Genomic DNA, 13,227 nt, shown 5'->3' with positions numbered 1-13,227 from the left:
CGGGGTCCCACCCGCTTGTTGCGATAGAATCTCCACTCACCCATCGCTGCCGCTACCGCGCGGAGGTCGTCCCAGAACGGACCCGAGATCACATCGGCGCGAGTTTCCCACGACCATCCTGCCCCGTTCTGCACGGATAAGCTGCCCGAGGAAGGCACCGAATTCCAATAGCACCTTGACCAGCCGGAGTGCGCGGTCGACGCAGTCTGGATGACGGATCCGAAGGCAGCCACTCTTTCCCTGCTCGAGCGCCGCGCACCCGGGGCGACGATATGCCCAAGCGAGGTGGCCCGTTCAATGGCACAGGATTGGCGCAGCGCAATGCCTGCAGTCCACGAAGCGATAGACGAGCTAGTCAGCGACGGGCTGGTACAGCTTAGCTGGAAGGGACAGCCGCTTGCAAAGCGCTCAGGGCCGTACAGGATCCGCAATCTTGGCGGCGATTGAAGCTAGGGCTTAATTCGCATATTTTGCCCATTCCAGTATCGGAAGTCAGCTCAACAACGTCATATTCAGCAGCTGCGGCTGCGGCGACCCACGGGCAGACTTTCAAGCCGCTCCTTCCGTGGCCCGCAAACAGACATCGGTTTAGGTTGGCACGCTGTGCTCCTTGGTCGCTTGCGGCACGAACACGGAGAGCGCGAGCGTGACGCCTACGATTATCAGGACGCCTTAGAACGTCAGGTGCAGGCCGCGCGCTAGCCCTGCCCACTTCGCCACTGTGCTTGCCGCCGACCCCTGCCCTACGAGTATCTACTGAATCTGTTGCAGCGGCCCAGCGGGTCAGCGTGCTAGGCTGTCATTGAGCTCAATGACCAGCACCGCCGCCCCAAGCGTGCTGCCAGATTGCAGGCAACAAGTTGGAGACCGTCGTGGCCCCACGCTCTGCGAAACCCACGCTGCCCTGGATCAGTGTGAGGATAAGGCACCACAACCCATAGTTGGCCGGTCGCACAAAATTTAGCTTTGCCGTCTCATTATGCGATAGCGCTGCGAGAGTTCCGGAGCGCAATATGAAAACGATCTTACTCAGCTTGTCTCTGGCAGCAGTGGCCGCACCGACAATCGCGAAGACGGATGATGTGAAGGCCAGCGCCGCGCGCCAAGCGGAGGAGCGGTTGCATACCGATTGGGCATGGCTCGGCCGCTACACGGAGGCCAATGCGGAGTTGCCGGCCGGCATGGCGGGCCCACGCGTCGTCTTCATCGGCGATTCAATCACACAGGGCTGGTTCGACATGGCCCCTACCTTCTTTACCGACAACAACCGCATCGGACGCGGGATCGGTGGGCAGACCACGCCGCAGATGGTGTTGCGCTTTCGCCAGGACGTGATCGATCTGAAACCCGCAGTCGTACAGATCATGGCCGGCACCAACGACATTGCCGGTAATACCGGGCCGATGACGCCCGACCAGTCGAAGGCCAATATCATGACGATGGCGGAACTTGCGCGCGCGCACGGGATCCGTGTGATCCTCGCCTCGATCCCGCCCGCTGCGAATTTTCCGTGGCGGCCCGGCCTCGAAACCGCCGACAAGATCGTGGCGATGAATAGCTGGTTGAAGGGGTATGCTGCGCAGACCGGCGCTACCTATGCCGATTACTGGACGGCGCTACACGACGGCAAGGGGTTCCGCGCGAGCCTGACCTATGACGGCGTCCATCCGAACAAGGCGGGATATGCCGTCATGGGACCGGTTGCCGAAGCGGCGATCCGCGCGTCGCTCGCCAAGCCGGCGCCAAAGGCGCTCGCCCAGTGATCGTCCTCGCGCTGGCGCTCGCAGCCGTCACCGCCGGCCCGGTGGTGCGCGCCGACGATGGTCCGGTCCGCGGCGAGGCGCTTGCGAACGGCGGTGCAGTGTTCCGCGGCATCCGCTTCGCCAAACCGCCGACCGGACCGCTGCGGTGGCGCGCGCCCGAACGGCCGACGCGTTGGACTGAACCTGTCGAGGCAATTGCGACCCATGCGGCCTGTCCGCAACCCGTCTATGGCGACTGGAACCGGGACGCGGCGATCAATAGCTCGGAGGATTGCCTGTTCCTCGACGTACGCACGCCGACGTCGAGCGCGACCGCGGCGCTGCCGGTGCTGGTATGGATCCACGGCGGTGGCAATCGCGCGGGCGCCGGGGGCGGCACCGTCGAATCGCGGATCACCGAAGCGGGCGTCGTGCTGGTGAGTGTCCAGTACCGCCTCGGCGCGCTAGGCTTCCTGTCGCATCCCGCCCTCAGCCGTGAACAGGGCGGGCATTCGGGCAATTACGCGCTGATGGACCAGCAGGCGGCGCTCGCCTGGGTCCAGCGCAACATCGCGCGCTTCGGCGGCGATCCAAAGCGCGTCACGATTGCGGGGGAATCCGCCGGCGCGCAGGACGTCGCGCTTCACCAGCTGGCCCCGGCTTCGCGCGGGTTGTTCGCGCAGGCGATCCAGGAAAGCGGAACGCCCGGTTTCGGCGTCGCGCCGCGCACGCTAGTGCAGAACGAACGCCTGGGTGAACGTCTCATAAGGGCCGCCGGACTGCCGGATACGGCCCCGACCGCCCAGCTCCGCAACCTGTCCGTCGACAAAATCCTGGAGGCGCAAGACGCAGTCGATGTTCCCGATCTGGACGATGACAGCTTCATCTGGTTGCAGGCGGTAATCGACGGTCGCGTCCTGACCGATACCCCGGCCAAGCTGCTGGCGAGCGGCCGGTTCGCGCGCAAGCCGCTCGTCATCGGCGTCAACGCGAAGGAACTGCCCCTGCATGGCGGTCGCGCTGCGGCGGAGGCGACGGTTCGACGCGAATTCGGTGCGGGCGCCGACCGGGCGCTCGATCTCTACGGTCTCCAGCGAGGCGGCACGCCGGTCGACGACCCACGCCTGGGTGACGTCACCGCGCAGATCGCCGATGACGTGACCTTTCGCTGTCCGACGATTGCCGTCTCCAAGGCATTCGCACGCGTCGGTGTACCGGTGTGGCAGTATCAGTTCGACTACGCGCCGGCTGGCGGTACGGTCAGCCATGCAAGCGAGATCGGCTATGTGTTCAACCCGCCGCAACCCGGCCAGCCGCCGCTACAACGCTATTGGGTCAACTTCGTCAGAACCGGCAATCCCAACAGCGCCGGGTTGCCCCTATGGGCGCGCTATTCGGTCGACACGCGCGCCTACATGGCGTTCGAACAGACTGGCCCGGCTGCGCGGCGAGACCTGCGCGGGCCAATCTGCACGCTGCGCGACACTCCCTAACGCGCCGGCATCATCAGGCGATCAGGAGCGCCGCCCGGCTCGGCAGGCTGCGCGAGCCCTGGACTGCGCGCAGCCAAGCCGAGGAACGCGTCGTGCGGCTGCGCGAGCGCAACAGCCTGTTCAATCGACTCCTTCATCCGGGCAAATGCCGATTCAAGGTCCGGAATCGAGAAATGGTCGGCACCGGGATCATGCGCGGCCGCGTCGATCCCGAAGCCTGCATACATCGACAGCCAACTCGGATCCTGGAACGATTCCCACTCATACCGGACCAGATGGCCGCGCGCCTTGAACAACCGGAGCTTGTGCGCCAGCGCGTTGGGGAGCGCCGTGTCGCGGCAGCGATCCCACATCGGCTCTCCACGCCTGACATTGGCAAAATAGTGGAGCAGCAGGAAATCGCGGATCCGCTCATATTCCAGTCCGGTCGTGCGATTATATTCCTCCGCCAGCGCGGGATCAAACCCGCGATCGGGCAGCAGGGCGAGAAGCTTCTCGATACCCGTCTGTATCAGGGTGATGCTGGTCGATTCGAGCGGTTCCATGAAGCCCGCAGCGAGACCAAGTGCGACACAGTTCCCCTGCCAGAACGCCGTACGCCGCCCGGTGCGAAAGCGGATCATGTTTGGCTCGCCTAGCGCTTCGCCCTCGAGCCTCCCCTTCAGCGTAGCGACCGCCTCGTCGTCAGAGATGTGACGGCTCGAATAGACATAGCCGTTGCCGACGCGGTGCTGGAGTGGGATGCGCCACTGCCAACCGGCTTCGAGCGCGGTGCTGCGTGTATACGGGGTCAGCGGCCCCGATCGCGTGCATGGCATCGCCACTGCCCGGTCGCACGGCAGCAGGTTCGTCCAGTCCTCATACGCCACGCCCAATGCGTCGCCGAGCAGCAGCGACCGGAACCCCGAGCAGTCGACGAACAGATCGCCATCGATCGCCTTGCCGCAACTGGTGTCCACCCCGCTGATGAACCCCGTGCGACCGTCGACGCGCACATCGGTGATAGTGGCATCGATGTGTTCGACGCCCCATGCGATCGCCTTCTGCGCCAGGAACCGTGCGAATAGCCCGGCATCGAAGTGCACCGCCCAGTCGAAAAACAGCAGATCATGAACCGGCCGGTCGGTCGGCGGCATGAACAGGTTGCGCTCCGCCAGCGCGGTCGCGAGACAGAAATCGGCCAGCGGCGAAGCGTGACCGGCAGCGTTCATCTTGCGCCAGTAATGATGGAACGCCACGCCGCGCGATCGCATGCCGTACAGGCCGAACGGGTGGAAGAAGCGCTCGCCTTCGCGCTTCCAGTCGACGAACTCGATGCCGAGTTTGACCGTGCCCTGCGTCGCCGCCATCACCTCCTGCCCGGTGACGCCGATTTCGCGGAAGAAATCGCGGATGCCCGGCACGGTCGCCTCGCCGACGCCAACCGTGCCGATCGCGCTGGAGTCGATAACCGTGATCTTGACCGGCTGGCGGTCGAGCCGCCGGGCGAGCAACGTTGCCGCCATCCACCCCGCCGTGCCGCCCCCGACGATGACGATCGAGCGCAGCGGCCCGCGGGCGGATGCCGGACCCGGTGTTCTGCCCGTCATGACCAACTCCCCGTCAACGCAGTCCGGCATACAGGTGCCCGCCACCCCGATGAAAGCCGGCGGGCATCTGCGTCACACATTACGCCTCAGAACTTGAGGCGTGCACCCGCCATGAACCGGCGCTCGTAAATGTTGTTGTAGGCCTTCTCGTCTGGGAAGGTCAGATAGTATTTCTCGTATTCTCCGGTCAGGTTCGACCCTTGCGCATACAGCGTCAGGTTCGGCGTGAAGTCGTAGCTGATCGACGCGTCAACATAGTTGGTTGGTTGCTGATAGAGTTCGAGACCCTGGATACCGCCGAAATTCTGCTGCACCGCGCGCTTGGAGCGATAATTCCACGCGACACGCGCCTGGAAATGATCGTCCTGGTAGAAGCCCGCCAGATTGGTCTGGATCTTCGAATTATCCTGGAACGGGATTGCATCGCCCTTCAGATCGACCGCGCCGGAGTCGGACGGCGAATAGGTGATGTTCGCGTCGATACCGAAGTTGGTCAGGATCGACGGCATGAAGCCGAGGTCGCTGAACGACTGTTTCCAGCCTGCCTCGACGCCCTTCAGCGTCCCGCCATCGCCCTGCACCGGCGTGCTGATCGAGACCGTTCGGTTGCGAACGACGCCGTCATTGTCGGGCAGGTCGGTGCGGACGATGTTGCCCGACTGGATGAAGCTCGCAACGTCGATGTAGAAGGCACCGACGCTGATCAGGCTGCTCGCGCCGATATAATATTCGAGCGATCCCTCGACGTTGGTGGCGCGCCACGGATCGAGCTGCGGGTTGCCGTTGGAACTGCCGCCGGTGACGCGGAACACGGGCGAACCGGGGTTGCTCGTGTCGATCGCATAGGTCGGGTTAAGGCCGCCGCCCCATTGGTTGAGGTCGAGCAACGTCATCGTCTTGGAATAGGCAAGCCGCAGCTTCACATTCTCGGCGAGGTTGAACGCGAGATTGAAGGCGGGCAGGAAGTCGGTGAAGCTGCGCTTGGTCTCGACGGTGCCGTTGCTCAGATTGGCCAGGCCATAGGGCTGTGGCGAACCGGTGACAAACTGCGTGATGTCGAGCTTGGTGTTGATGACCTTGAGGCCCGCATTGCCCGACACCGGGATGCCGAACACGTCGCCCTTGACGTTGAGCTGCGCGTAGCCCGAAATCTGCTTCACGCCGACGTTGAACGACGCGCCGGGGTTCTGCACTTCCACGTTGCCGGGATAAAAGCTGTTCTGGAACGCCAGCGCGTTGTCCATCACCTTGGGATCCAGCACGTAGATCGGCGGCAGGCCAGCGCCCGGCAGGTTGTACTGCTTGACCTGCCCGTTGAAGATCGGATCGCTCGCCTTGCGGACCTGCCCTGCGGTGTAGGGAGCGAAGCTGGCGGTCCCGAACGTGCCCGTACCGGCACGGCACGAGGCATCGTTCAGGGGGACGTCGAATGCCTTCCATTTGACCAGGCAGCCACCCGCCTGCGACGCCTGCCCGGCATAGAGCGGTGCCGCGCGATCGAATTCGAAATCGTCGACCGTGCGCTCGCTATACCGGCCACCCAGGGCCAGGCTGACATTGTCGTTCGCCTCGTAGGAGACGTCACCGCGGATCAGCTTGAGGTCGCCCTTGCGCCGGTAATTGCCCTCCGAAGAGGTCGTCTTCATCGTGTAGCTGTCGATATTGCCGAGCGCGTTCGTCAGCTGCGATGGCAGCGTAAATACGGGCTGGTTGCCGGTGAAATCGACCGTCGCTGGTAGCGACGCCGCGCCCGCCAAGGTGTTGACGACATAGCCGCCGGGATTGAACGCGACGTCTCCCGTCGGATAATGACCGATCCCGCCCGGCTGCCACTGCGCGCCGTTGGACGGGCTGAACTGCAGATAGCTCTGGTCGTAATTCGAATAGGCCTTGCCGTAGATACCGCGCAGGCTTGCCTTGAAGCGACCGCCATTGTCGTACTTGAGTTCGACATTGTAGTTCTGCGACTGCGACTTGAAGCGATCATTCTGCGCGTACGAGTCGAAGTTGCCGAGATCGTAATTATAGACTTGTGTGGTGTTCAGGTCATAGTCGCGAGTCACGCCGCCGTTGCTGAGCGAAACAACCGAACCCGTGTTACGCGACTGCCCCGGGACGAATTCGGCCGCCTGCCAGTTGACGTTCTGCATCTGAATGCCGGCAGTCCGGTCGTTCTCGTTCTGGCGGGTGAAGAACGCGTCGGCGTTCAAGGTCAGCGCATCGCTGATCTCCCACTGCGCCGAGGCATTGATACCGATCCGCTCGCGCTGGTTCACCTTGTCCCAGGCGGTAAAACCCTGTGGGACGATGAACGCGTCGTTCGAGTCACCATCGCCGTTCACGTCGCGGCCGGTACCGACGATCGTGCCCTTGGGACGATTGGCGGGCGAAAAGCCGCTGCTCAGGTTGACGTCGCCAGTCGGGTTGGCGGCGGTGTTGAACTGCTCGTTGTGGAGCGCTGCGCCATAGCCTTCCTGGATGCCGTTGTGCGAGTTCGACAGATGCAGGTTCGAATAGGCCCCGGACACGAGGAAGCCGACCTTCTCACCACGGAAGCCGAACAAGCCGTTCAGGTTTGGATCGAATTCCTTGGTCTTGTCGCCGTACGCGCCCTCGGCGGCAGCCGCGAAGGTGAAGCCCTTCTTCAGGTCGAACGGACGGCGCGTACGCAGGTTGACGGTGCCGGTGATGCCCGCGTTGAGCAGGTCCGCCGTGCTCGACTTGATGACGTCGGCGCCGGCGAACAGCTGCGACGGGATGTCGTTGAAATTCGGTTGGATCGTCGTGATCGACTGCGCGCCGAGATAGGCCTCGCCGTTGAGCAGCGTCGTCACCTGTGGCAGGCCGCGAATGTTGATTGCGGCCCCCTCACCCGCGTCGCGGCGGATCTGCACGCCAGGGATACGCTGGAGCGAATCCGAGATGGTCACGTCGGGCAGCTTGCCGATGTCTTCGGCGGAGATCGAATCGGTGACCGACGCGGCATCGCGCTTCAGGTTGACCGCACGCCGCTGCGCGCCGCGAATGCCGGTAACGACGATGTCCTCGCTTTCCGCGGCGGCATCACTCGTCGGGGTGGTCGGGGTTTGCGTTTCGCTCGCCTGATCGGCCGCAGCGGCGGACGGCGATGCAGCCTGATCTGTGGGCGCGCTTTGCAACACCCCCTGCGTCGTCGATGTTTGCTGCGCGAGCGCAGTACTGCTGCTGACCAACGCCGTCACCGACGCGGCGACCATCAACATGTTCTTGGATTTTGCGCGCAACATTCCGACCCTCTCCCTCACAATCAACACCGCCAGCGATTGGCGAACGCTTTAGCCTGCGAGAATGAAGTTGATCGGCGCCGCGGCGCCCTACCCCTCTCCCACGTGCCAGCCGCAACTTACCGTTGTCTTGCCACCCGTGTTCTACCGCGCCGCAAAGCGCCGTCAATTGGATAATCAATTTGCGTTTATTTTTCGAACTGGCATTGTCGATCAGGATGGCCGTGCAGCGGTCACGAGCATGGGGGGAGGATATCGTGGGGGAGAGTGGTACCATTGCCAACATCGGCGGGCTGGTATGCGAAGATGCTGCGCCGGCGCTCGGTATCGATTTCGGCGGTACGAAGATCGAAGCCGTGTTGCTCTCGAAAAACGGTGCGGCTGCGTGGCGGCAACGCATTCCCAATCCCGGCAGCTACGACAGCGCGCTGACCGCGATATCGAACCTGGTCGCCGCGGCGGACGACGCCGGGGGCGCGCGCTGCACGGTCGGGATCGGTGCACCGGGCTCGCCGTCACCGCGAACCGGGATCATGCGCAACAGCAACTCTACCTATCTCAATGGCCGCCCCTTTCGCGAGGACCTCGCCCGGGCGCTCGGTCGCCCCGTACGGCTGGTCAACGATGCCAATTGCCTGGCCCTGTCGGAGGCGATCGATGGTGCCGCTGCGGGTGCGCAGAGCGTTTTTGCGCTGGTGATCGGTACCGGAGTCGGTGGTGGCGTCGTGCTGTCCGGCGCCGCGATTGATGGTGCGCACGGGATCGCTGGCGAGATCGGCCATCTGCCCCTACCGTGGCCCGGCGGACGCGAGGCCGATCCTCCACCATGCTGGTGCGGGCTGTCGGGCTGCATCGAGAGCTGGGTTTCGGGTACCGGCTTTGCGCGGGCCGCGGCCACCGAACACGGCCTGGCGCTCAGCGCGCCCGACATCGTTGCCGTGGCGCGCTCCGGCGACCCCGCGGCCCGCGCCGCGCTAAGTGCCTATGTCGATCGCCTCGGGCGTGTGCTCGCGCTCGTCGTCAACCTGCTCGACCCCGAGGTGATCGTCCTTGGCGGCGGCATGTCGAACGTCACCGAAATCTACGCCGGCCTGCCCGATGTCGTGCGCCGCCACACATTTTCCGATCTGTGGGACGGCCGTATCGTGCCCGCACGCTGGGGCGACGCCTCCGGCGTTCGCGGTGCCGCAAGATTATGGACAAAGGATCCGCAGGTCGGTCACTGACCCGGCATACCGCGGCACAAAACTGACCGGCGGCACTGCCAAGCCGGCACCTCAGGAGGGACTATTCATGCGACTGGCGACACTCACCACCCTGTTACTGCTAGGAACGGCCCTGTCGGGCGCGGTCGCAGCGCAAACCGCGCCAGCCGACGCGCCAGCAGCGATCGGCAACGCCGGCCCCTATAACGTCGACATCCTCGCCGGCGGGATCGGCGTCGAGCGCGACCTGACCGGCGCGCAGGCAGGGGTCGCCGCCGATGCGCCCTGGACTCTGTCGACCTGGGTCCGGCCCGGTGCGACGCGCATGACCGGCACCCTGCTGGCCGTCGGCGATCCGCTAGGGGCCTGCCGCTGTCTCTCGCTCGTCGATGGCCGCGTCACCGGCGCCGACGGCAGCGTCCGCGTCACCGGCGGAAGCATGCTCGCCGCCGGTCGCTGGACGCATGTCGCCGCCGTGTCGGACGGTCGCACGCTGACGCTCTATGTCGACGGCCGGCCGGTCGCGTCGCGCGCCGGCCGCTCGGTCGCCGTCACGCCCCGTCTGGCACTGGCACCCGTCACCGGCACCGGCCGCGCGAAGCAGCATTTCGGCGGATCGCTGGCCGACGCGACGTTCGACGCGCGCGCGCGGAGCGCCGCGGCACTGGCCGACGCGGCCCGCGCGCAGCCAGACTTCGCGCTCGTCCAGTTCTGGCAGGTCGGCGTCGGCTGGCCGCTCCAGAAACAAGCCAATATCGGTTTGACGCAGCAACAGGATCCGTGGACGCTGCCAAAGGCACGCGGCGACGCCACCACGTCGCCGGTCTTAAACATGCCCTTACCGCCGACGGGGTTGGCGCCGGCACGCGACGGCCGCTGGCTGGTGAACGGCTGGCAGCTTGCCGCCGCGCCGGACGTGCGCGACGATGGTGCGACGCTGTCACGTCCGGGCGTGCCCAGCGGCACATGGCGTGCCGCAACCGTACCGGGCACCGTGCTGACCACGCTGGTCGATCGCGGAGTCTATCCCGACCCCTATTACGGGTTGAATAACCTCAAGATTCCCGAAAGCCTCGCCCGGCAGGATTACTGGTACCGCACCAGCTTCACCGTCCCGCCCGAAGCCGCCGGAAAGCGGCTTACGCTCGTCTTCGGCGGCATTAACTATGCCGCAGACGTTTGGGCAAACGGCCGCAAGCTCGGCAGTACACGCGGCGCGTTCATCCGCGGCCAGTTCGATTTCGTCCCCGTCGCCGGTGACAATGTCGTCGCGGTGCGCGTGTCGCCGCCGCCCCATCCCGGCATTCCGCACGAACAGTCGATCAGCGCCGGCGTCGGCGAGAATGGCGGGCAGCTCGCCATCGACGGTCCGACCTTCGTCGCCACCGAAGGGTGGGACTGGATTCCCGGCATCCGCGACCGCAACACCGGGCTGTGGCGTCCGGTCGAACTGCTGGCGCATGGCGACGTCCGCCTGCTCGACCCACAGGTCGTCACCGACCTGCCGCTGCCACGGACCGACCGTGCCGATGTTTACATCACCGTCCCCGTTCGCAACGACGGCACCACGCCGCGCAGCGTCACCGTTCGCGCGGCGTTTGGCGATGTGCATGTCGAGAAGACGGTGACCGTATCGCCCGGCGAGACGAAGGTCGCCTTCTCGCCCAAGGACTTCGCCCAGCTGCGCGTCGCAAATCCGAAACTCTGGTGGCCGAACGGCTATGGCGAGCAGGCGCTGTACCAATTGTCGCTCGAGGCGCTGGCTGATGGCCGGCTGTCGGACACGCGTACCGACCGGTTCGGGATCCGTGAGGTGAGCTACGACCTGTCGCTGTTCGATACCGCGGGCGCTCTCCGGCGGGTCAATCTGCAGTTCACCGATGGCAGCCTGCGCGGCGAACGTCTTATCGACGTCCGTCACGAAGCGATCAAGCAGTCGCCGAACGGGTGGACCGAGTCGCTGACCGTCGCCGGCCAAACCTCACCGGCGGTGACGCCTGTCGAGGAGACGATGCCCGAGCCGCATTTGACCATCCGCGTGAACGGCGTGCAGATCGCGGCGCGCGGCGGCAACTGGGGCATGGACGATGCGATGAAACGCGTCGGCCGGGACCGGCTGGCACCCTATTTCCGTCTCCAGAAGGAGGCGCACATGAACGTCATCCGCAACTGGATGGGTAATAACACCGAAGCCGAGTTTTTCGACCTCGCCGACGAGACCGGCATGATGGTGCTCAACGATTTCTGGCAATCAACGCAGAATTTCCAGGTCGAGCCGCAGGACCCAGAGCTCTTCCTCAAGAATGCGGACGACGTCGTGCGGCGCTATCGCAATCACCCGTCGATCATCCTGTGGTTCGGCCGCAACGAAGGCGTGCCCTATCCCACGCTGAACGAAGGGCTCGACGATCTCATCGCGCGCGAGGATGGCACGCGCTGGTTCACGGGCAGCTCGAACGTCGTCAATCTGCAGGGATCGGGGCCGTACAACTACCGGCCACCGGTGGGCTATTTCACCGATCTGGCCAGCGGCTTCTCAGTCGAAACGGGAACGCCGTCGCTCTCGACGCTTGAATCCGTCCGCGCCACCATGCCCGATAGCGAGACCTGGCCGCTCAGCGACACGCTGGCCTATCACGACTGGCACTTTGCCGGGAACGGCGACACCAAGACGTTCATGACGACGCTGGCGACGATGTTCGGGCCTGCGACGAGCTTCGCCGATTTCGAGCGGAAAGCACAGATGATGAATCTCGAGACGCACAAGGCGATGTATGAAGGGTTTCTGGGCCATCTCTGGACCAAAAACTCCGGTCGGCTCCTGTGGATGACCCACCCGGCCTGGCCGTCGAACGCATGGCAGATCTACAGCTGGGACTATGATACTCATGCGGCATATTACGGGGCGAAAAAGGCCGCGGAGCCGCTCCACGTTCAGCTGAACTTGCCGGGCAACGAACTGGTCGTACTCAATACCACCCGCGAGCCACGCCCCGGCCTTCTCGTACGCACGCGGGTCGTCGGGCTCGACAATGCCGAACTGTTCAGCCGCGAGGATCGTCTCGATGCAAAGGCGAATGCGGCAACCCCGCTTGCCGTCGTACCACTCGACCGCCTGTTCGCATCGCATCCGATGGTTCTGGTCAAGCTCGACATGACCGATCGGTCCGGCACGACGGTTGCGGAGAATTTCTACTGGCGCGGCAAGGACGAGGCAGCCTACCAGATGCTCAACAGCCTGCAGAGTGTTACCCTGAGCAGCTCGGTCGCCGCCCCGATATCCGTCGGTGACGACATGATGGTGGCCGTGACGCTCACCAATGACACCAAAGTGCCCGCGCTCAATGCGAAGCTGACGCTAGTCGATACGGCGGGAAAGCGCATCCTGCCGGCATTCTACAACGACAATTATGTCGCGCTCCTGCCCGGTGAGACCCGGCGCATCGAAATCCGCTATCCAAAGACGGTCGGCGCGGCGCCGGCGGCGGTGACGTTACGAGGCTGGAACCTCCCAGAAATGACGCGTCCAATCGGACGATAGCCCGTTTGATCGTACGCAGGTCATTATGGGGCGCGACTGCGTCGCCGCCCCTGATGATCGGAACTACGTCCGGAACGGGACGCCTTGAAGGGCGACGGGGCACACCTGAACATACGGCGCTTTACGCTAAAAGTGCCACCTATTGCGAACTGCCGGCTTTCCACCAAGAAGCGACACTCGCCCCCCCCCCCGCCCCTTCTTCTGAACGAACGTCCGTTTATGCCGATCGCCGGCCGAAAGCAGACAGGCTGCTTTCCACCAGCTTTGCGTGCAGAAGGTCTGGTGTTGCCGAAAACCGCGGGATGGCTCAAAAAAACTACGCGGCGGTAGAACGTACGACCGCACGACATCGGGCACCGCGCTACTCCTCCTCATCCTTGCGCGACTGACCAGC

General features: G+C 64.5%; 7 protein-coding genes. 5 read left to right on the top strand and 2 right to left on the bottom strand.

What is annotated here, in order from left to right; all coding sequences use genetic code 11:
- The first annotated feature begins 210 nt into the window (after nt 1-210).
- From J3A66_RS00230 to J3A66_RS00220, 3 genes are all read left to right on the top strand, one after another.
- The gene (locus J3A66_RS00230; protein WP_209566476.1) at nt 211-447 is read left to right on the top strand and encodes a DUF3253 domain-containing protein; all 237 of its coding nucleotides are present in this window, start codon (nt 211-213) and stop codon (nt 445-447) included.
- A gap of 566 nt (nt 448-1,013) precedes the next feature.
- Nucleotides 1,014-1,763, top strand: coding sequence for an SGNH/GDSL hydrolase family protein (locus tag J3A66_RS00225; protein ID WP_107934156.1), 750 nt, complete (start codon nt 1,014-1,016; stop codon nt 1,761-1,763).
- Nucleotides 1,760-3,235 (top strand): carboxylesterase family protein, encoded by a 1,476-nt coding sequence (locus J3A66_RS00220; RefSeq protein WP_209566475.1) that lies wholly within the window; start codon nt 1,760-1,762, stop codon nt 3,233-3,235. Before J3A66_RS00225 ends, J3A66_RS00220 begins: the two co-directional genes overlap by 4 nt.
- Here the strand turns inward: J3A66_RS00220 and J3A66_RS00215 are convergent.
- Together J3A66_RS00215 and J3A66_RS00210 are read right to left on the bottom strand one after the other, a co-directional pair.
- Nucleotides 3,232-4,824 carry a tryptophan halogenase family protein gene (locus tag J3A66_RS00215; protein ID WP_245336638.1) on the bottom strand — a complete coding sequence of 531 codons (1,593 nt, stop codon included), beginning with the start codon at nt 4,822-4,824 and terminating at the stop codon, nt 3,232-3,234. The genes J3A66_RS00220 and J3A66_RS00215 overlap by 4 nt on opposite strands.
- A gap of 86 nt (nt 4,825-4,910) precedes the next feature.
- Nucleotides 4,911-8,090: a TonB-dependent receptor gene (locus tag J3A66_RS00210; protein WP_245336637.1), complete on the bottom strand. Its 3,180-nt coding sequence runs from the start codon at nt 8,088-8,090 to the stop codon at nt 4,911-4,913.
- A 179-nt stretch (nt 8,091-8,269) separates the two neighbouring features.
- Between J3A66_RS00210 and J3A66_RS00205 the strand changes: the two genes are divergently transcribed.
- Together J3A66_RS00205 and J3A66_RS00200 are read left to right on the top strand one after the other, a co-directional pair.
- Nucleotides 8,270-9,313 (top strand): ROK family protein, encoded by a 1,044-nt coding sequence (locus tag J3A66_RS00205; RefSeq protein WP_245336636.1) that lies wholly within the window; start codon nt 8,270-8,272, stop codon nt 9,311-9,313.
- A gap of 67 nt (nt 9,314-9,380) precedes the next feature.
- Entirely contained in the window at nt 9,381-12,833 is a 3,453-nt protein-coding gene (locus J3A66_RS00200) for a LamG-like jellyroll fold domain-containing protein (protein ID WP_209566473.1), read from the top strand.
- Nucleotides 12,834-13,227: the final 394 nt, after the last annotated feature.

The organism is Sphingomonas sp. PvP018, from assembly GCF_017876865.1.
Taxonomy (GTDB): domain Bacteria; phylum Pseudomonadota; class Alphaproteobacteria; order Sphingomonadales; family Sphingomonadaceae; genus Sphingomonas; species Sphingomonas aerolata.
Note: the sequence above shows the minus strand (reverse complement) of the source record. Positions and strands in the feature narration are given on the sequence as shown.